An 18882-nucleotide genomic window follows, 5' to 3' on the forward strand; every position below is an offset into this window, starting at 1 on the left:
GCCTCGATCCGCAGGCTTTGCGCGGTCAGGCTTCGCCGTAGCCCACCACGCCCTTGATCTCCAGGAAGTCGTGAATACCGAAATCGGCATATTCACGGCCGTTGCCGGACTGCTTGTAGCCCCCGAACGGCGCGAAGGTGTCCCAGTCGGGATAGTTGAGGTAAACGGAGCCGGCGCGCATCCGGGAGGCCACGCGCCGCGCATGGGCGATATCGCTCGACTGGACATAGGCGGCAAGGCCGTAGACCGTGTCATTGGCGATCTCGATCGCCTCTTCCTCATCCTTGTAGGGCATCACCGAGAGCACCGGCCCGAAAATCTCCTCGCGCGCGATGGTCATGTCCGGCGTTACGCCGCCGAAGACGGTGGGGCGAACATAATAGCCGCGATTGAGACCGTCCGGCCGGTCGGGGCCACCGGTGACGAGCGTGGCGCCCTCCTCGATGCCCCTGCGGATCAGCCGCTGGATCTTGTCGTATTGCAGTTGGCTGACCACGGGGCCGAGCACGCTGTCTTCCTTGCGTGGATCGCCCACCTTGTGGCGCTCCGCCGCTGCCTTGGCGATCGTCAGCGCCTCCTCGTGCCGATCGAGCGGCACCAGCATGCGGGTTGGCGCGTCGCAGGACTGGCCGCTATTGCCGAAACAGCCTTCCACGCCCTTGCTGACGGCCGTGGCGAAATCGGCATCGGGCAGAATGATGTTGGCCGATTTGCCTCCGAGTTCCTGGGCAACGCGCTTGACGGTATCGGCTGCCGTCTTGGCGACGATGATGCCGGCCCGCGTCGAGCCGGTGAAGGAGACCATGTCGACGTCCGGATGCCCTGCCATCACCTGTCCGACGTCAGGCCCGGTACCATTGACGAGATTGAACACGCCCTTCGGCGTTCCGGCCGCATGCATGATCTCGGCGAAGATCAGGCCGCTGATCGGCGCGATCTCGCTCGGCTTCAGCACCATGGTGCAGCCGGCGGCGATGGCCGGCGCCACCTTGCAGACGATCTGGTTCAGGGGCCAGTTCCAGGGCGTGATCAACGCGCACACGCCCACCGGTTCTTTCACGACGCGCGTGGTGCCGCGCTGATGCTCGAACGCGTAGTCCTCCAGCGCCTTGATCGTGCTTTCAAGATGGCCGCGGCCGGCCCAGGCCTGGGCTTCGCGCGCAAAGGCGAGCGGGGCGCCCATTTCCTGCGACACGGCCTGTGCGATATCCTCGAACCGCTCATTGTAGATTTCGAGGATGCGGCGAAGCAAAGCAAGGCGCTCCGCCTTCGTGGTCCGCGCGAAGGCGGGAAAGGCGGCCTTGGCGGCGGCCACGGCCCGGTCGACATCGGCCTGCGAGCCAATCGAGATGGCGGTGTAGGCCTCTTCGTGCGCAGGATCGATCACATCGAGCTTGTTCGGCACGGCCGGGTCCACCCAGGCGCCGTCGATATAGAACTGCAGATGATTGGACATGTCGGGATACTCTCAGGGGTCGCAGTGGTGGTCAGTTCGGACGCAGAATGCGGGCAATACCGGGCCGCACCCGCAGATGGATGGTCTGGCCGGAACCATAGTCTGCACTGAGATCGCTGCGCGGCGCGTCGATCGTCAAGGGGGTGCCGTCGAGCAATTCGACATGCAGCCTCAGGGTGCGGCCATGAAACACGGTGCCGATCACCCGCCCCGGTACGCCATCGGGCTCGATAAGTACATCCTCCGGCCGGATACCGACGAGGAGGGTGCCCCCGGAGGCGTTGTCCCCGGCACCCGCTTCGAAAGTCAGAGGACCCGCGGCCGCGATGATTGTGCCGGAGCGGCGCTCGACCAGCCGGCATTCCAGCACGTTCATGGTGCCGATGAAGCCGGCAACAAAACGCGTCGCCGGCGCGTCGTAGAGAACGGCCGGCGAGGCGATCTGTTCGATGCGTCCCCGATTCATCACCACGATGCGGTCCGAGATCGACAAGGCTTCGGTCTGGTCATGGGTGACCATGATGAAGGTGGTGCCAAGCTGCGCCTGGAGGCGCTTCAACTCGACCTGCATCTGTTCGCGCAGATGGGCATCCAGGGCCGAAAGAGGCTCGTCGAGCAGCAGCACCCGGGGCTCGCAGACAATCGCGCGCGCCAGGGCGACACGCTGGCGCTGCCCGCCGGAAAGGGCGGAAACTCGGGCACCGATCTTGTCGGCCAGCCCGACCAGATCGAGCGCCGTCCTCACCCTCCTGCCGGTCTCGGCGGCGCCGAGACCGCGCAGCGACAGGCCGAAGCCGACATTCTCCTCCACATTCATATGCGGGAAGAGCGCATAATCCTGGAAGACGGTATTCACCGGCCGGTCGTAGGGACGCAGGCCCGTGATGTCCTGGCCGTCGAGGAGCACGCGGCCGGAGCTCGGTTGCTCGAAGCCACCGACCACCCGCAAGCTCGTCGTCTTGCCGCAGCCGGAAGGGCCCAGCAGGCTGAGGAACTCGCCCTGGCCGATATCGAGGTCGACAGCGTCGAGGCCGACGGCACCACCGGGAAAGATCTTGGAGACCGCTTCCAGCCGCAGCAGCGTTTCAAGCGCCATTGCGCACCTCCGACGGCTTCACCGTGTTGACCCACACGATCTCGCAAGGCTGCGAGCCGGTGTTGCAGAAGGAATGGCGCAGGGTGCTTTTGAAGGCAAAGCTGTCGCCGGCCTTGAGCGTATAGAGAACATTGTCGATCGTCAGCTCCACCTCACCCGTCCGCACGAGGCCGAACTCATGGCCGGCATGGGCATAGGCTTCGGCAGTCCCTCCACCCGGTTCGATATAGACCAGCAGGCCGGTGAGAGTGGCGCCCGGCGGCGAAAGCAGTTCCTTGCGGATGCCTTCCGACCACACCGGGAGCACGCGCCGATTGGCCGACCTCACGCAATAGAGATCGCTCTCCTGGTCGGCCCCATCGACCAGCAGGCTGTGCGGCTCGACGTCGAGGGCCGCGGCGAGTGGCCAGAGTACGCGGACGCGCAGCGAGCTGAGGCCGCGCTCGATCTGGCTGAGGGCCCCGACGGAAATGCCGGCCCGCTGCGCCACGTCGATCAGACCGAGATTGCGTTCGAGCCGGAGCGCCCTGATCCGGCGCCCGACACGGACATCGGCCTCCGTCACCTCGGACGCCAGGCGCGGCACCGTCGGGTCGAGCGTCTGGCTGAAATCTTCCGAACTCACGATCGATCTCTCCTGTGGAACCGCCATGCCGCAAAAGGGCATGGCGGCATCCGCTCTAACTCTTTGTTTCGACGCGTCTTTGCGATTCTCACCGAGTCCGGCAAATCGCAAAACGCTTCAGCCGCCTGCCTTGATCTTCTCGAACATCTTGGCGAGATCCTCGTTCTGCTTCATCGGCCCGGTGAAGATGGTCGTCTTCAGCTCCACTTCCGGATCGGAGGGAAGCTGCAGACGATCGAGATCGGGCTTCGGCACCAGGGCGAAGGCGGCGCTCGATGCACTGCCATAGCCATACTGGGTGATGAGTTCCTTGCCCGATTCAGCTTCGAGGCGGCTGTTTATGAAGTCATAGGCCAGATCGACATGCTTGGCATCCTTCAGGAGCACGATGCCGCAGGCCCAGGTGAGCATGCCCTCCTTGGGCTTCATGAACTCCACCGATACGCCCTGCTTCTTCAGGGTGGTCGCCGAGGCATTCCAGGTCATGGCGGCGACGAGCTCGCCGCTCGCCAGCGACTGCTCCACAGAGGTCATGTCGGTGGTGTAGCTGCGCAGCAGGGGGCGCTGTTCTCTGAGCTTGTCGGCGACCTTGTCCATCTCGGCAGGTGTCATGTCGAAGGGATTGATCCCGGCGAGCAGGGCGGCGACGATCGGCGTGTCATGTACCGCATCGATGGTGGCGATGCGGCCGGCATAATCCTTGTTCCACAGCAGGTTCCAGCTCTGCTCCGGATTCTTGATCAGGTCGGTCCGATAGAGAATCGAGGTATTGCCCCAATCCCACGGCACCATCCACACCTTGCCGTCGCCGGCCTGGAGGTCGGGCAGGTTGCGGAAGACGGGAAAGATCGTGTCCCATTTCTTGATTCGCTTGGTGTCGATGGGCTGGATGAGGCCCGCGTTCTGCCAGCGCGAGACTTTGTCGTAGCAGGGATGGGCGATGTCCGGGCTGAAGCCGGCCTTGACCTTGGTGAAGGCGTCGTCGTCGTCGCCAAACACCGAGGCCTTGACGCCGTCGGGATGGGCAGCGAGGAAACTCCTGTTGAAATCGGGCAGCTCGTAGCCGGACCAGGTGAAATAGCTGAGCTTGTCCGCGGCCTGTGCCGCCGGGCCGGTCATCGCGGTGGCAGCCAGGGCGAGCAGGGCCAATCCCCTAGCCAGGACGGATCGTTTCTTCATTGGCATGATTAGTTCCCTCTCTGTGTGCTTCTAGGATGCTTTACCTTCAGATCGAATCAGCAAGAATCGCAAAATGCTTCTGATATCAACGAGTTAATTTGTAGACCCGCTCTTGCCTGAGCGCATTTTGCTTTAGGATGCTGACAGCGGACCGACTGCGCCGGTCGGTATCGCGGCCTTTCCACTCAGTCCGCGGCGACGGACAAGTTCGGCTGCCGTCGCCAAGACGATGGAGACGGTGAGGATGACGGTGCCCAGCGCCATGACGCCGGGCAAAGCCTTGGGAAATCTGAGCTGGGCCCAGATGAAGACCGGCAGGGTGGGCTCCGTGCCGGCCAGGAAAAACGCCACGACGAACTCGTCGAACGAGGTGAGGAAGGAGAGCATGAAGGCGGAGGCGATTGCCGGCGTGCTGAGCGGGAGTATCACCCGCCGGAAGGTCGTCCATTCGCGGGCGCCAAGATCCATGGCCGCCTCGCCGAGGCTGCGCGGCAGGACGGAAAAGCGTCCGCGCATGACCACGACGGTCGTTGGCAGGGCCACCAGGGTGTGGCCGAGGATCATGGCCATGCGCGACGGACCGAGACCGGCCAGGTTGACGAGAATCAGCAGGGCGATGCCGATTATCACCCCCGGTATCAGGATGGGAAGGCGCGAGAGCACCGATATCGTCGCCGCGAGCCTTCCCCCGCCGCTGATCTCCATATAGGCGATGGTGACGCCGAGGAGCGTTGCCAGCGCCGCCGCACTCAGGCCAACCACGAGACTGGTGACGAGGGCGCCATGCAGCGCCTCATTGTCGAGAAGGCTCTGATACCATGAGAGGGTGAGGCCCTTGATCGGGAAGGCGATCTGAATGGAATCGTTGAATGAAAACAGCGGGATGAGGACAATCGGCAAATAGAGGAAGATGAGATAGGCACCCACATAGGCGCCCAGCCAGCGATTGCCCTGCTCAGACCCGGTTCTGTTCATGATCGACGTCCGAAACGCCTGCTGGCCATGGCCACCAGCAGAATGACTGCCGCGATCACCAGCATGACCAGCGTGGAGACAGCGGCGCCGAAGGGCCAGTCATTGGCCTTGCCGAACTGAGCCTGGATGATCGAGCCGATCATGGTGCTGGAGGGGCCGCCGACGAGGGCGGGCGTGACATAGTCGCCGACGGTCGGCACGAAAACGACGAGGGCGGCGGAGAGCACGCCAGGCATCGACAAGGGCAGCACGACGCGGCGGAAGCGGGCGAAGGGATGCGCGCCGAGATCGGACGCCGCCTCGAGGAGTGAGCGCGGTATCGTCTCGAGCGCCACATAGATCGGCAGGATGGCAAAGGCGGCATAGGCATGCGCCAAGGTGACCACCACCGCCGCGGGCGTATTGAGGAAGGCGAGGCTCGGCTGGGACAAGATGCCGGTGCCGAGCAGCACCGAGTTGAGCACGCCGTTGAAGGCCAGCACGATCTTCCAGGCAAAGACACGCAGGAGATAGCTGGTCCAGAATGGCAGGGTGACCAGGAAGAGCAGCAGGCCACGCCGGGCGCCGGCATGGAATGCCAGATAATAGGCCACGGGATAGGCGGTCACCACGGTGGCAAGCGTCACGACGCCGGCGATCGCCAGGGAGCGCAGGAGGACGGCGGCATAAAGCGGATCCGAAATGGCGCTGGCGAGATTGGAGAGCGTGAAGCCGCTGCCCAGGAGCGAGCCGTCATTGAGGCGAAAGCCGAGCATCAGCACGATCGCCAGCGCGAACAGCACCAGCACGCAGGTCGCCAAGCCCCCCGGAAGCAACATGAGGACATTGAACAGCCAGGTCCGGTTTCGAGAACGGGCCGATGGCAGGGATGAGGAAGCGACCGTCATGTCACATCGCGCCGTGAAACGAGACGATAATTTTCACATTTATGAAAAAAGTCAATCGCGACAACTAAAGCGTCTTACTTTCAGATCGAATCACCAAGAATCGCAAAATGCTTTTGATACCAGTGAGTTAATTTCCAAATTCGCTCCCACCTGAACGCTTTTTGCTCTAGCGATCGAGTGCATCGAGGAACCGATACCAGGCGATCGCCGCCCCCATGCCGATATGGCGGAAGCGATGAAGCGGGATGGGCCGGATGGGCGTGAGATCGAAGGGGAGGGTCCGGGGATCTCCGGAGAGGACGTAATCGGCGAGCCTGGGACCGAGCGCCGTCATCAGGCCAACGCCGCGCCCCTGGCAACCGGCAGCGATCGTCAGGCCCGGTTCCGGCTGGTGCAGATGGGGCAGGTGATCGAGCGTCATGGCGACACGCCCGAACCAGCGCTTCTCGATGGCCAGGCCGCGCAGGCCAGGGAACAGGCGGACGAGGGCATGTTCGAGATGCGCCCATGCCCGCGGCTGCGAGGGCTCGGCCATCGAGCCGCGGCCGCCCAGCATCAAGCGGCCATCGGGGCTCTTGCGATAATAGACAAGGATGCGCCGCGAATCCGAGACGGCCTGCCCGCCGGGCAGGATCCGCGCCAGGGCCGACGGTTCAAGCGGGAAGGTCGCGATCTGAAAGGAGTGTAGCGGCAGGAGCGTACGAGCAAGGCCGGGCACCAACCCGTCCGCATAGGCATTGGTTGCAACGATGACGTGGCTCGAACGCAGTTCCACGCCCGTGCTTGTCCTTATGCGCCAGAGCGCGCCATCTCGGCGGAGTTGCAAGGCTCTGGCGTCCTCGGCAATCAGAACCCCCGCCTGCGCCGCAAGTTTGGCGAGGCCCAGAGTATAGGCCAGGGGATCGATGACGCCGGCACGCGGGTCGAGCCAGCCGCCGACATAGCCTTCGGCGCCCGTCAAGGTCGCGACGTCGTCGCGCGACAACGCACGCGCAGCGACACCGCGCCCGGTCCACGTTTTTGCCCGCCGCCAGGCGAGTTCCGCGGCCTTCTCGGTATGGGCCGCCTGGATCCAGCCCTTGCGCTGCCAGGGAATGTCGAGCTTTTCGGCGGCGATGAGATCGAAAACCCGATCGGCTGTCGAGGCCGCGAAATCGATGACCTGCTCACCACGCTTCTCGCCATAATGCTGCAGCAGCTGATCCGGGTCATATTTGAGGCCCGGGATGACCTGCCCGCCGTTCAGCCCCGATGCCCCGGCACCGATGCGGGCTGCCTCGAGGACGCGGACCGAGCGGCCGGCCCGGGCGAGATGCAGCGCGCAGGACAGCCCGAGGATGCCTCCGCCGACGACCGTAACATGGGGCGCTTCAAGATCTGCCAGAGGCGTTGCGGCGACCATCTGCGCGCCTGGAGACCAAAGCGGCTGCATGAACGGCATGGGCTGCCCCGAAAAATGAAATATGATCTTAGATTTTCATATATCAGAAATTCCGGATTGCAATGCGCGTTTCGCATGCGCGTGGCCTCGCAGCCGAAAGGCCCGCCCGTCACCCGAAGGCGATGTCCCCATCGATTCGTCGCACCGCCTCGTACAGGACCCGCGCCCCGGCTGCACATTGGGCCGGCTCCGTCCATTCCTCCGGGCAATGGCTCCTCCCCTCCCGGCTTGGCACGAAGATCATGGCCATGGGCGCAATCCTCCCCATGAAACCCGCATCGTGGCCGGCGCCGCTCGCGAGCGAGATCGTTTTCAGCGATAGCTCGCCCGCAGCCGCCGCCAGATGATCGCGTAACCGCCCGTCGCAGGGCGACGGCTCGGAGCGCGAGATCGGACGGAAGGCGCTGCGCTCCACACCGGCAGCAGAGGCTGCGGCGAGGCTGGCCAGCGCGAGTTCTTCCAGGAAGGCGTCGAGATGCGCGGCCTGCTCGGCCCGGGCCTCCACCATCAGCCGCGCCAGCCCCGGGACGACATTGGAGGCGTTGGGATGCACCTCGATGCGTCCGGTGGTGGCGATGAAATAGCCGTTGCGCGTGCGCGAAAAATGCTCGCCCAGCCGGCGGGCCTGCAGGATGAGGTCGGCCGCCGCCACCAGCGCATCTTGGCGCAGATGAAACGGCGTGGTGCCGGCATGATCGGCCGAGCCGGTGAACTCGATTTCCACCCTTGCGATGCCGACAATGCCGGTGACCAAGCCGATATCGAGGCCGCCCTGTTCGAGCACGCGCGCCTGCTCGATATGGAGCTCGAGGAAGGCGGCGACGTCGTTGCGCAGAGGTGCGGTGAGCCGCTCCGGCAGCGCGCCCATGCGCGTCATCGCTTCTTGGAGCGGCTCGCCTGCGGGGTTGCGCAGGCCGAGCATGCCGGCATCGAGAAAGCCGGTCATGGCGCGGCTGCCGATGCAGGAAGGGCCATAGTCGCTCGGCTCCTCCGACAGGAAGTCGATGATCTCCAGGGGATGGCGCAGGGCGACGTCACGGTCCTTGAGGAGGCGCACCACCTCCAGCCCGGCCAGGAGGCCGAGCGGCCCGTCGAAGCGGCCACCCGAAGGCACGGTGTCGGAATGCGAGCCGATCGCCAGCGCCTTGAGGCCCGAAACCCCACCCTCCAGCCGTCCGATCAGGTTGCCGCCTTCGTCGAGCCTTGTGGTGAGCCCTGCCTCGGCGAACCGCCGCTCCAGCCAGCGCCGGCCCTCCAGGAAGCGGTCGGTGAAGCAGCGCCGCGTATAAGATTTCGCGGGATCGGTGATTTCGGCAAGGGCCATGAGGTCCTGCCAGAGGCGGTCTTCCGGCATGTCAGCCTCCCTTCCAGCGCCCATCCATCGGGATCTCCAGATCGAACAAGTCGAGCGCGCGGGCGGCCGTATGGGTGACCATCTCGTCAAGGCTCTTCGGCCGTGGGTAGAAGGCCGGCACCGGCGGCATGACGATTCCACCCATCTCGGTGAGGCGCAGCATGTTGTGGCAGTGGCCGAGATGCAGCGGCGTCTCGCGGAACAGCACCACCAGGCGGCGGCGCTCCTTCAGCACCACATCGGCGGCGCGGGCGATCAGCGTGCCGCCCGTGCCCATGGCGATCTCGGCCAGGCTCTTGGCCGAGCAGGGCGCGATGATCATGCCGGCTGTGCGGAAAGAGCCGCTGGCGATGGGCGCGGCGATGTCACGGTTGTCGTAGGTGTGATCGGCGAGGGCCTTCAGGCCGGCAACCGTTATCTCGCTCTCATGCGCCATCGCCGTCATGGCGGCGCGCGAGACGACGAGATGGGTCTCGATGCTCTCGCCGCGCAGCATTTCGAGAATGCGCACGCCATAATCGAAGCCCGAGGCGCCGCTGACGCCGACGATGAGGCGTTTGGGCCGACTCATAGGGCACTCCTGGGACCGCCAGCATCCTGCCGGCCTCTTGGAAACGCCACCTTGAATCGTGAGGCGCGCCGCAATCCTTCCCCGACTGCGGGGAAGGTGGCGCGTAGCGCCGGAAGGGGGAGAGCGGCGCGACGCTCGGGCAAGGGGGCCTTTGAAGCCTGCGCCACCCTCCCCCTTCCGTCATTGCTGCGCAATGCCACCTTCCCCGTAGTCGGGGAAGGAGTGCCGCGCCTTGCTCGACCTTCGTTTGCGTTTACCGGCATCTGATCTCAATACTCCCCCAGCTCTGCCCGCACCCGCGCCAGCACCTCGGCCGGCGCGCGGGCAAATTCCGAACGGCTCTCCCGCTCGCCATCGCCCGGCCGGGTCGTCGCGATCAGGCCGATCTTGGTCACGGTCATGCTCTGATGCACGGGATCGCAGCGGTCGGCCTTCATGCCGGGCAGCACGATAAGGTCCTCGTCGCCCCGGAAGCGCGCCGCCAGCGACCACTCGACCTCCGCCGCATCCTCCGGGTCGACATCGTCCTCCACCACGATCACCAGCTTGAACAGGTTGATCTGTCCCATCGCCAGGATCGCCGCGCGCTTGCCCTCGCCGGGGCGCGGGCGGTGCATGGCAATCACCGCGTGCAGGCGCCCCATGCCGCCATCGGTGACGACCACGCGCCGCACGGCGGGGATCACGCGCTTCAGCGCCTCGCAGCACACCGCCTCGATGGCGACGGCGCCGAGCAAGCAATGTTCCGGCGCATAGCCCGGCAGGATGGCCTGGTAGACCGCGTCCCGCCGATGGGTCACGCAGCCGATGGCGCCGCCGGTGCCCGGTCCGTAATTGACGTAGAAGCCGTGAAATTCCGAGACCGAGCCCTCCGGCACAAGGTCGCCGGCATCGATGAAACCCTCCAGCACGATCTCGGCGCCGGCGGGGACTTCCAGCGGCACGGTGAGGCAGCGCACGAGCTGCAAGGGCTCGCCGAGGAGGCCGCCGACCACGTCATATTCGTCATCGCCCAGGCCGAGATACATCTGCGAGCCCAGCAGCACGGCGGGATGATTGCCGATGGCTACCGCGATCGGCAGGCGCTGGCCGAGACTTTTCGCCTTCTCCGCAAGAAGATTGAGATGGTGGTTCCTGGCGATGCCGACCATCACCCGGCCGCCGCCGTCGAGCCTGAGACGGGCGATCGAGACATTGCGCCTTCCGGTCTCGGGATCGCGGGCGACGATGACGCCGGCGGTGATGTAAGGCCCGGTCTCATGCTCGAACCAAGTCGGCACGGGCAGCAGCGCGGCAAGGTCGAGGGGCGCATGGTGGACCACCTCCTGCACGGGCGCGGTCTCGATCGTGACAGGCGGGATCTGCCTCCTGAGGGCATCGAGGATGCGGCCGGGCAGGCCGGCCCGATCCGTATCCAGCAGCCTTGCGATGCGCTCACGCGAATTCATGACATTGCCGGCGACTTTCATCTCATGCCCCGCGACTTTGGCGAAGAGCTGCGGCTTGTCGTGCTGGCGCAGGCCGAGCACCGCGCCGAGTTCGAAGCGGAGGTCGACCTCACGCTCGACGGTGTGCAACTCGCCCCACTCGGCCAGGCGCTCCAGGGTGCCGCGAAAGCTTTGGTCAGCCATCACTTCTCCCCCGCGGGCAGGCCGGCGGCCGCCTTTACCACCTCGACCAGCGGGCCGAGATCGAAGATCGCCTCGCCCTCGCGGCCGATGGGCAGCAAAGCCAGGATCTCGCGGGCGAGGGGCTGCAGACCCTTGCCGAGGGCTTCCAGCGGCACGTCGCGGCGATGCACGGCCCAGACGGCGCAGGCCACCTCCAGCGTGACGACATTCCAGGCCGGCACCAGGCTGCGCACCGTCTCGGCCACAGACTGCGGCGCATTGCCGGCGACATCCTCGACACCGTCGTCGAGCTGGCCGGAATAATTGAGCAGGGCCGGGAAGGCCGCCTGTCGGACGGCGCCGACATTGGCACCGGCGAGGTGACCGAGATTGAGGAACTGCACGCCGCCGATGGCGCCCGGCTCGACAGCGAGGCTGGTCGGCAGGCCGGTGAAGCCCGGCCACTGGATCTTGTGGATACGCTGGCCCGAGGCTTCGATCAGCTTGGCGAGAGCCTGGCGCAGCGTGTCCATGGCAAGGCAGCAGGCGCTGGTCTCCATATTGCCATGCGAGAGGAAGGCGCCGGTGGCGGCATCGATCAGCGGATTGTCGCAGGCCGCCGACAACTCGGCCTCGAAGATGGCGTGGGCGAAATCATAGGCCGCCTCCGCCGCGCCATGGATCTGCGGGATGCAGCGGAAGCTGAGCGGATCCTGCAGGAAGCGCGCCTCGCCCGTCTGCCAGAGTCGGCTTCCCGCCAGCGCTTCGCGCAGCGCCCTGCCGGAGCGGATCTGCCCGGGCTGGCCACGCGCCAGATCGACCTCCTCGCGCCAGGAGCGCAAATTGCCACGAAAGCCTTCCATCGACAGGGCGCCCGCCAGCGTCGCCGCGTTGAGCAGGGCTCGGACTTCCGCGAGCGCCAGCGTCGCCTCCGCCAGCATCAGGCTGTTGGAGTTGAGCAGCGAGATCGCCTCCTTGGCGGCGAGCCCGTCGAGCGGCGCTGGCCCGCTGCCGCCGGGCGCCACGCCCTGCTTGCCGATGAGGGGCACGGCAAGCTGGCTCATCGCCACGATGTCGGAGGCGCCGACCGAAGAGCCGGATCTCGCGGCCGGCAGGTCATCCGCCTGGAGGCGGGCGAGCAGGCTTTCGACGAGTTCGAGCCGCACGCCCGAGCGTCCCTTGGCAAAGAGGGCGAGCTGGATCGCCAGTGCCGCCCTGATCACCTCCGCCGAAGCGTTCGGCCCGGGCGCGATGGTGGCGTGGGCGGTGATCATCAGAGTGTTGTAGCGGGCGATGGCCTCGCGGTTGACGCCGAAGTCCTTCTGGCTGCCGACGCCCGTGGTGATGCCATAGGCCGGAATGCCCTGGTCCACCAGGCGGTCGACCACGGCACGAGCCCGCAGCACCGCTGCCCGACCCTCGGGCGAAAGCTCGACCCCGGCCCGCCGGTGGGCGATGGCGGTGACATCGTCCAGGCTGAGTGGTGCCTCGCCGAGGGCAATGGTGGGGCGGGACAGCATGGTCACTCCTGCGCTTTGGTCTGAAGCGGCTGGATGAAACGTCCGCTCCCTGGCTCGGCGAGTACCTTCGTGCCATCGAAGACGAGCTCGCCGCGCCGATAGGTTCCGCTGACCCGCCAGGGGATTTCAAGCCCGTTATAGGGGCTCCAGCCCACGACATTGTGCCCGCTCGCCGCTGCATCATAGCGGTAGGGCTCGGGCGTCAGCACGGTAATGTCGGCGTCGCGGCCCGACGTGAGCGCGCCCTTGGTGTCGGCGATGCGGAAATGCTGCGCCGGGTTTGCGGCCATCAGTTGTGCCGCCATGGTCAACGGAATGCCCCGCTTCAGGGCGCCGGCGACGAAGAGCGGCACCATCACCTCCAGCCCCGGCACGCCGGAGGCATTGGCGAGCATGTCGGGATTCGACTTGCGATCCTCCGACCAGCTGACGTGATCCGTGGAGACCAGCGTGACATTGCTCTCGGCTACATGCCGCCAGAGGGCCTCGACCTCGGTGCGCCGGCGGATCGGCGGATTGATCTTGGCCTTGCCGCCAAGGCGACGCACATCGTTCTCCTCGTCCAATACGAGATAATGGATGCAGGCCTCGATGGTCGCGGCAAAGCCCTGTGCCCGGTAGGCGGCGGCGATGTCGTAGCCGCGCCCGAGCGTGCAATGCACGACATGGGCCGGGCAGCCGGTGGCAGCGCCGATCTCATAGATGGTGTGCATGGCGAGAAGCTCGGCGATCGGCGGGCGCGACATGCCATGGGCGCGCCAATCGGTGATGCCGGCGGCTTTGGTGCGCGCCATATAGGCCTCGACCGTCTCGTGATCCTCATTGTGCACGCCGGCGGTCAACCCATGCGGCGCGATGGCGGCGAAACAGTCCATCAGCATCGCCGGTGGGATGCGGGGAAAGCGGGTGGGATGGGTGCCGAAAGTCGAGAATTTGAAGGCGGCGACGCCTGCCTCGACCATTTCGCCGATGCGCTGCGCGCCCTCGGTGGGATCGACCGTGCCATAGAGCGCGAAGTCGACACGGGCGGTGGCCTCGCCATGGGCGGCCTTCTCGCGCACCGCCTGGGCGGAGGAGACCACATGGCCCTCGTCATAGGGCATGTCGACGATGGTGGTCACCCCGCCGGCCGCGGCCGAGCGCGTCGACCACTGGAAATCCTCCTGGCCGCGCTGGGACAGCGAATGCACCTGCGCATCGATGGCGCCAGGCAGGATCAACGCCCGTGGCAGGCGATGGCTGTCGCGGGCGGCCGGCGGCTCCCCCTCGCCCACCAGCGCGATCCTGCCATCGGCGACGGCGACGAAGCCGCGCTCGATGATGCGGTCGGGTAGAATCACCGTGCCGGCAAGCGCGAGGTCGAAATCGGCCATCGACAGTTCCTCCGTACCGCAGGACTCAGAATTCGCGTTAACGAGGGTGGGGACGGCTGGGTTCGTCATTCCGGCTGAAGCGAAGCGGAAAGCCGGAATCCATGAACACAGTCCTCATAGGATGGTGGTCATGGAATCCTGGTCTCCACTCACAAGCAAAAGCTTGTGAGGATACAGTCACCCGGAATGACGTTTCCGCGCCCTCGCTAACCCGAATTCGGAGCCCTGCTCCCCGCCAGGACCTTATTGTGCGCTGCCGCCCCGCGGGATATGCCAAAAGCCGAACGGCCTATGCTTCCGGATTCTGCCTGGCACTTTCATGGACACCGCTACCCTCGCCATCGCCCTCACCGTGCTGCAGGAAGGCTCCATCCGCGGCGTCGGCCGGCTGCTGGGACGGGCGCCGGCCAGCGTCACCGATGCCTTCGAGCGTTTCGAACGGGAGCTCGCCATGCCGCTGGCGCTTCGGACTGAGGGCACCTTCGCACTCACTCTGGCCGGCGAGACCCTGGCGGGCTCCTCGGCCGGCCTGCTCGACAGCCTCGCTTCTCTTGCCGCGCTGGGTGGCGCACCGGCGCAGGCGGTGCGGCACTGGGCTGCCCATCATGCCATCCCGATTGCCGCGCTCGCCCATTTCAATGCCGTGGTCGGCAGCGGCAGCATCCGCCGCGCCGCCCAGGCGCTCGGGCTCGGACAGCCACATTTGTCGCGGCAGATGGCCCGGCTCGAAACCTTGCTCGGCTGCCGCCTGTTGCAGCGGACGGGCACGGGCTGCGAGCTTACGGCGGAGGGGCTGCGCCTCAGCGAGATCGCCCAGGTCCTGGTCGAGGAAGTCGCCGGCCTCACCGCCACGGCCCAGCGGCGCTTCGCCCGCGCCACGCGAACCATCCGGCTCGGCACCATCATCCCGATCGGCCATGAAAGCCGCCTCGCCGCTCGCCTCGCCCGCCTGGTGGCAGCATGGCGACGCGACAGGGTCGCGCACGATCTTCTTGTCAGCGCCACCACCGCCGAGGACCTGATGGCGGGCCTGAGGGCCGGACGCTTCGATATTGCCCTGATGGACACGCCCATGCAGCACAGGCGCTTCGAGAGCCGCGAGCTGTTCTCCTCCGAACTCGTCCTGGCCGGTCCGAAAGCGGCGCTCGCATCCGGCGTCAGCCTTGAAGCCCTGCTGGAGACCCATCTCATTGCGGTGCCGAGCCTGCGCAGCGGCCTGCGGCAGCGCATCCGGGAGGTGCTCGATCCCCTGCTGGTCCGCACCGGACCGGCCGGCCGCCAGCAGGTCGAAGTCGATGCGTTGCCGATCATCGTCAACCTGATGCTGGAGCATGGCTATCTCTCTGTGATGCCGCGCGATGCCATCGCCTCGCTCGACAGGGAGATCGGCCTCCTGCCTCTGCCGGATGCACCTCGCCTCGCCTTCCATTTGGCGTGGCCGAAGACGGACAGAGCGAGGCACGTCGCGGCGGCCATCGCCGCAGGGCTGGCCTGAGCTGAAAGCCGGCGGCGTCAGGCGGATTTCCGCAGGAAGGCGTCCATCAGCCCGGCAATCTCGTCGGCGGCCGTGTCCAGGGCGAAGTGGCCGCCATCCAGGATATGGACCTCGGCGGAAGGAACATCGCGCTTGTAGGCCTCGGGCTCCGATATCTCGAAGGAGAGATCATATTTGCCCCAGACCACCAGCAGGCGGGGCTGTTTCTCCCGCATCCACGCCTGCCAGGCTGGATAGGACGCGACATTGGTGCGGTAGTCGTAGAAGAGTTCCGTCTGGATCTCGCCTTGGCCGGGCCGGTTGAGGAAGGCGAATTCGTCTGTCCATAGATCCGGATCATAGCGCTCGATCTTGGGATCGCTACCGACATGGCGGATCCGCGTGGTCTCCAGCGACAGGAGATTGGTTCGCAACGCCGCCTCATGGCTGGCACGATCGGCCCAGAACGCCCGCCGCGTTACCCAGTTCTTGCCCAGGCCCTCATTATGCGCCACCGCGTTCTGAATGATCAGGGTCTCGATCCGCTCCGGATGCGCCAAAGCGAGGCGAAAGCCGACCGGCCCGCCATAGTCCTGCATGTAGAGGCTGTAGCTGACAAGGCCGAGCTTGACGGCGAAGCGATCGACGATCTCGGCGATGTGGTCGAACGTATAGGCGAAAGCCTTCGGATCAGGCGCGTCGCTGTGCCCGAAGCCGGGGTAATCGGGTGCGACGAGGTGGTAGCGGTCCGACAGGCGCTGGAACAGGGATTCGAACATCCGCGACGAGGACGGCAGGCCATGCAGGAGCAGCAGGGTAGGCGCGCCGTGCGGACCGGCCTCGCGATAGAAGATCGACAGACCGTCGATATCGACAGTCCGGTAATGGATGGGATATTTCACGGCATCCTCCTGCGGGTCGATCGCATGAAAGATAGGCCGGGCGCCCGCCAAACCCAAGGATGCCAGGGCGCCCGGTCGATATCGGCGTCATTACGCGACGCTAGCCAGCTCACGAACGGCGATGCAGGAAGTCAACGACCAGGTCTGTCGTCGCCTGTGGCTGCTCTTCCGTGATCCAGTGCCCGCAATCCGGGATGATCGCATCTTCGACGTTATCGGCGACACACCGGATCACCGCGCCGATCATGGGGCCGAAAGTCGCTTCGCCCCCGAAGGCCAAGACCGGCATCTGAAGCTTGCCCTGCGCAAGGAACGCCCTGTTGTCGGCCGCATCCTGGCTGAACGCCAGGAACTGGGCAAAGCTCGCTCGCATGGCGCCAGGTTGCGCATAGAGCGTCGCATAATGCTGGCGCTTCGCTTCATCAAACCGCCTCGGGTCCCGGGAAAGTTCGTTCCAGAAGCGGTCGAGATAGATACGCTCGCGGCCGGCGACCAGGCGCTCCATGTCCTGACCACCGAAGCCAAAGTGCCACATGGCCGGATCCTGTTTGATCTGATCCCAGGGCCCGACGCCGGGCAGCGGCGCATCGATCGCCACCCATCGGTTCACGCGCTCGGGGTAGGCGGCGGCAACTGCGAAGCCGACCATGATGCCGATGTCGTGCGTCACCAATTCAGCCGTACGCACACCCAGGGCGTCCAGGACGCCCACCACGTCCGCCGCCTGATTCTTCTTGTCGTAGCCGCCATCAGGCTTTGACGAGAGGCCCAACCCACGCAGGTCGGGTGCGACAACCATGTGGTCTTCAATGAGTGCGGTCGCCAGATGACCCCACATGTCGCCCGTTGTGCCGAAGCCGTGCAGCATGACGACCGCTGGACCTTGCCCCCCGACGCGTACGTGAATGGATGCACCGTTGGTTTCGATCGTCCGCGTCTGCATCACAGCCGGGAAGGGATAAATCCCATCTGCGTGGGCATGCTTGCTCATCCGTGTACTCCAGATGATTCTGGTTGGGGGGATTGGCGGCCCGCTGCGCGGCGGCGAACCGCCCGGCAAGCCTCCGCTAAAGCGTCTTGCGATTTGACGGAATCGGCAAGAATCGCAAGGACGCGTTAAAACAGGGAGTTAGAGTAGTGGGCGTTTACATGTGAACGCGCTTTGCCCTACGGTGCGATCTCGAAAATGAGTTCGACTTCGACCGGCATGCCAAGCGGCAAGCTCGCAAGGCCGAGCACGATGCGCCCGGAGAGCATTTCAGTCCCGAAGACCTTGACGAGGACATCGGAGGCCCCGTCGGCGACCTTTGGATGATCCCGGAAATCGCCCTCGGTGGCGATGTAGACGCCCAGCTTGGCGACGCCGGTGATCCGGTCGAGCGAGCCTAGATAGGCCCGGGCGGCCGACAAGCCACTGAGGCAGGCGATTTCCGCGGCCTTGCGGCCATCCTCGGCGCTGAGCTCGCCGCCGACGCGCCCAATGAATTGCGGCTCGTGGCCGACGACCGGCAGCATGCCGCTCAGGAACAGAAGATTGCCGATCCGCGCGGCTTCGACATAGGCCCCGAACGGTGTCGGAGGAGGAGGAAGCACGATGCCGTTGTCTTCCAGCCGCTTTTCCGCGCTTGCGGCAGGCGCGTTGCCCCGGCTCACCATCTGCCCAGATGTGCGCCGCCATCGACGTGCAGCACCTCCCCGGTTATGTGTGGAGCTTCGGTCAGGAACACCACCGCATCGACGATTTCCTGCACGCTGGAGATGCTGTGCATCGGCGACAGTGTCCGCAGGAAGTCCTTCGGATTGTCCTTGTGCAGCGGCGTATCGACAACGCCTGGGGCGACCGTGTTCACGCGGATTCCCTCCTTTGCATATTCCATCGCGATATTCTTCGAGACGGCCTCGATGCCGCCCTTGGTCAGCATGGCGACCGAAGCGTTCACGCCAGCGATCGGATGATCGACCAGCGGGGTGGTGATGCTGACGATGCTGCCCCCGCTCTTTTGCGTGAGCATCTGCCGGACGGCGAGCTGCGTCAAATGCACGAAGCCTTCGAGGTTGGTGGCGGTGAGCCTGCGGTAATCCTCCATCGTATAGTCGACGAAAGGCTTGGTGAAGAAGATGCCGGCGTTGTTGACCAGCGCGTCGATCGAACCGAACCGGCTGACCGCCGTCTCCGCCACGGCCTTTGCGGTCGCGGCATCGGCAATGTCGCCGTCGATACGCGCCAGATGGTCGGATTGCTCGATCTCGTCGGACTGGCTGACCCGCCGCGACGTGGCGACGACATTGTAGCCCCGTTCGAGAAAGGCATTGGTGAGGCCCGCACCGATGCCCTGCGAGGCACCGGTGATCAGGACCGTTTTGCGTTCTTGCATGGAACTCTCCATTTGGGTTGGAGCAGCGTCACAGCTGCGCTTCA

The 18882-nt window shown here is 65.5% G+C and carries 17 protein-coding genes; 1 reads left to right on the forward strand and 16 read right to left on the reverse strand.

All coding sequences use genetic code 11. From position 1 onward, the window contains the following. Nucleotides 1–25: 25 nt before the first annotated feature. The 12 genes from QQL24_RS13740 to ertD all read right to left on the reverse strand — a co-directional run bounded on the left by QQL24_RS13740 (nt 26) and on the right by ertD (nt 14087). Nucleotides 26–1456, reverse strand: a complete 1431-nt coding sequence (locus tag QQL24_RS13740) for an aldehyde dehydrogenase family protein (RefSeq protein ID WP_284312730.1) — start codon at nt 1454–1456, stop codon at nt 26–28. Nucleotides 1457–1487: 31 nt separating this feature from the next. Next, entirely contained in the window at nt 1488–2552 is a 1065-nt protein-coding gene (locus QQL24_RS13745) for an ABC transporter ATP-binding protein (RefSeq protein WP_284312731.1), read from the reverse strand. Next, nucleotides 2542–3138, reverse strand: coding sequence for a cupin domain-containing protein (locus QQL24_RS13750; RefSeq protein WP_284312899.1), 597 nt, complete (start codon nt 3136–3138; stop codon nt 2542–2544). The genes QQL24_RS13745 and QQL24_RS13750 overlap by 11 nt, the downstream gene beginning before the upstream one ends. Nucleotides 3139–3294: 156 nt before the next feature. Continuing rightward, on the reverse strand, nt 3295–4362 hold the full coding sequence (locus tag QQL24_RS13755) for an ABC transporter substrate-binding protein (RefSeq protein ID WP_284312733.1): 1068 nt from the start codon (nt 4360–4362) through the stop codon (nt 3295–3297). Nucleotides 4363–4488: 126 nt separating this feature from the next. Then, nucleotides 4489–5331: an ABC transporter permease gene (locus tag QQL24_RS13760; RefSeq protein WP_284312735.1), complete on the reverse strand. Its 843-nt coding sequence runs from the start codon at nt 5329–5331 to the stop codon at nt 4489–4491. Further along, a complete protein-coding gene (locus tag QQL24_RS13765; protein ID WP_284312737.1) occupies nt 5328–6218 on the reverse strand; it encodes an ABC transporter permease in 891 nt (296 codons plus the stop codon). The genes QQL24_RS13760 and QQL24_RS13765 overlap by 4 nt, the downstream gene beginning before the upstream one ends. Before the next feature lie 166 nt (nt 6219–6384). Then, nucleotides 6385–7659 carry an NAD(P)/FAD-dependent oxidoreductase gene (locus QQL24_RS13770; protein WP_284312738.1) on the reverse strand — a complete coding sequence of 425 codons (1275 nt, stop codon included), beginning with the start codon at nt 7657–7659 and terminating at the stop codon, nt 6385–6387. 109 nt (nt 7660–7768) lie between these two features. Beyond that, nucleotides 7769–9013, reverse strand: coding sequence for an N-carbamyl-l-glutamate amidohydrolase ErtE (ertE, locus tag QQL24_RS13775; protein ID WP_284312739.1), 1245 nt, complete (start codon nt 9011–9013; stop codon nt 7769–7771). Between the two features lies 1 nt (nt 9014). After that, nucleotides 9015–9584 (reverse strand): UbiX family flavin prenyltransferase, encoded by a 570-nt coding sequence (locus QQL24_RS13780; RefSeq protein WP_284312740.1) that lies wholly within the window; start codon nt 9582–9584, stop codon nt 9015–9017. Nucleotides 9585–9853: 269 nt separating this feature from the next. Continuing rightward, entirely contained in the window at nt 9854–11215 is a 1362-nt protein-coding gene (locus tag QQL24_RS13785) for a UbiD family decarboxylase (protein ID WP_284312741.1), read from the reverse strand. Beyond that, complete coding sequence (locus QQL24_RS13790; RefSeq protein ID WP_284312742.1) at nt 11215–12714, reverse strand: aromatic amino acid lyase; 1500 nt, start codon at nt 12712–12714, stop codon at nt 11215–11217. The genes QQL24_RS13785 and QQL24_RS13790 overlap by 1 nt, the downstream gene beginning before the upstream one ends. Nucleotides 12715–12716: 2 nt before the next feature. Continuing rightward, nucleotides 12717–14087, reverse strand: coding sequence for a hydantoin-5-propionate amidohydrolase (gene ertD, locus QQL24_RS13795; RefSeq protein ID WP_284312743.1), 1371 nt, complete (start codon nt 14085–14087; stop codon nt 12717–12719). Between the two features lie 319 nt (nt 14088–14406). Here ertD and QQL24_RS13800 point away from each other — a divergent pair, with 319 nt between their 5' ends. After that, on the forward strand, nt 14407–15582 hold the full coding sequence (locus QQL24_RS13800) for a LysR family transcriptional regulator (protein ID WP_284312744.1): 1176 nt from the start codon (nt 14407–14409) through the stop codon (nt 15580–15582). 17 nt (nt 15583–15599) lie between these two features. Here QQL24_RS13800 and QQL24_RS13805 read toward each other — a convergent pair whose 3' ends face one another. From QQL24_RS13805 to QQL24_RS13820, 4 genes are all read right to left on the reverse strand, one after another. Further along, nucleotides 15600–16463 (reverse strand): alpha/beta fold hydrolase, encoded by an 864-nt coding sequence (locus tag QQL24_RS13805; protein WP_284312745.1) that lies wholly within the window; start codon nt 16461–16463, stop codon nt 15600–15602. 109 nt (nt 16464–16572) lie between these two features. Beyond that, nucleotides 16573–17454: an alpha/beta fold hydrolase gene (locus QQL24_RS13810; RefSeq protein WP_284312746.1), complete on the reverse strand. Its 882-nt coding sequence runs from the start codon at nt 17452–17454 to the stop codon at nt 16573–16575. Between the two features lie 176 nt (nt 17455–17630). After that, complete coding sequence (locus QQL24_RS13815) at nt 17631–18119, reverse strand: RidA family protein (protein WP_284312747.1); 489 nt, start codon at nt 18117–18119, stop codon at nt 17631–17633. Further along, the gene (locus QQL24_RS13820) at nt 18113–18838 is read right to left on the reverse strand and encodes an SDR family NAD(P)-dependent oxidoreductase (RefSeq protein ID WP_284312748.1); all 726 of its coding nucleotides are present in this window, start codon (nt 18836–18838) and stop codon (nt 18113–18115) included. The genes QQL24_RS13815 and QQL24_RS13820 overlap by 7 nt, the downstream gene beginning before the upstream one ends. Between the last annotated feature and the right edge of the window lie 44 nt (nt 18839–18882).

The sequence above is a fragment of the Labrys miyagiensis genome (assembly GCF_030160835.1).
Classification (GTDB): Bacteria; Pseudomonadota; Alphaproteobacteria; order Rhizobiales; family Labraceae; genus Labrys; species Labrys miyagiensis.

Coding starts and splice junctions, on each gene's coding strand:
- QQL24_RS13790 (WP_284312742.1), bottom strand. CDS start 12,714: ATGCTGTCCCGCCCCACCATTGCCCTCGGCGAGGCACCACTCAGCCTG.
- QQL24_RS13780 (WP_284312740.1), bottom strand. CDS start 9,584: ATGAGTCGGCCCAAACGCCTCATCGTCGGCGTCAGCGGCGCCTCGGGC.
- QQL24_RS13800 (WP_284312744.1), top strand. CDS start 14,407: ATGGACACCGCTACCCTCGCCATCGCCCTCACCGTGCTGCAGGAAGGC.
- QQL24_RS13740 (WP_284312730.1), bottom strand. CDS start 1,456: ATGTCCAATCATCTGCAGTTCTATATCGACGGCGCCTGGGTGGACCCG.
- ertD (WP_284312743.1), bottom strand. CDS start 14,087: ATGGCCGATTTCGACCTCGCGCTTGCCGGCACGGTGATTCTACCCGAC.
- QQL24_RS13785 (WP_284312741.1), bottom strand. CDS start 11,215: ATGGCTGACCAAAGCTTTCGCGGCACCCTGGAGCGCCTGGCCGAGTGG.
- QQL24_RS13820 (WP_284312748.1), bottom strand. CDS start 18,838: ATGCAAGAACGCAAAACGGTCCTGATCACCGGTGCCTCGCAGGGCATC.
- QQL24_RS13755 (WP_284312733.1), bottom strand. CDS start 4,362: ATGCCAATGAAGAAACGATCCGTCCTGGCTAGGGGATTGGCCCTGCTC.
- ertE (WP_284312739.1), bottom strand. CDS start 9,013: ATGCCGGAAGACCGCCTCTGGCAGGACCTCATGGCCCTTGCCGAAATC.
- QQL24_RS13765 (WP_284312737.1), bottom strand. CDS start 6,218: ATGACGGTCGCTTCCTCATCCCTGCCATCGGCCCGTTCTCGAAACCGG.
- QQL24_RS13815 (WP_284312747.1), bottom strand. CDS start 18,119: ATGGTGAGCCGGGGCAACGCGCCTGCCGCAAGCGCGGAAAAGCGGCTG.
- QQL24_RS13745 (WP_284312731.1), bottom strand. CDS start 2,552: ATGGCGCTTGAAACGCTGCTGCGGCTGGAAGCGGTCTCCAAGATCTTT.
- QQL24_RS13770 (WP_284312738.1), bottom strand. CDS start 7,659: ATGCCGTTCATGCAGCCGCTTTGGTCTCCAGGCGCGCAGATGGTCGCC.
- QQL24_RS13760 (WP_284312735.1), bottom strand. CDS start 5,331: ATGAACAGAACCGGGTCTGAGCAGGGCAATCGCTGGCTGGGCGCCTAT.
- QQL24_RS13810 (WP_284312746.1), bottom strand. CDS start 17,454: ATGAGCAAGCATGCCCACGCAGATGGGATTTATCCCTTCCCGGCTGTG.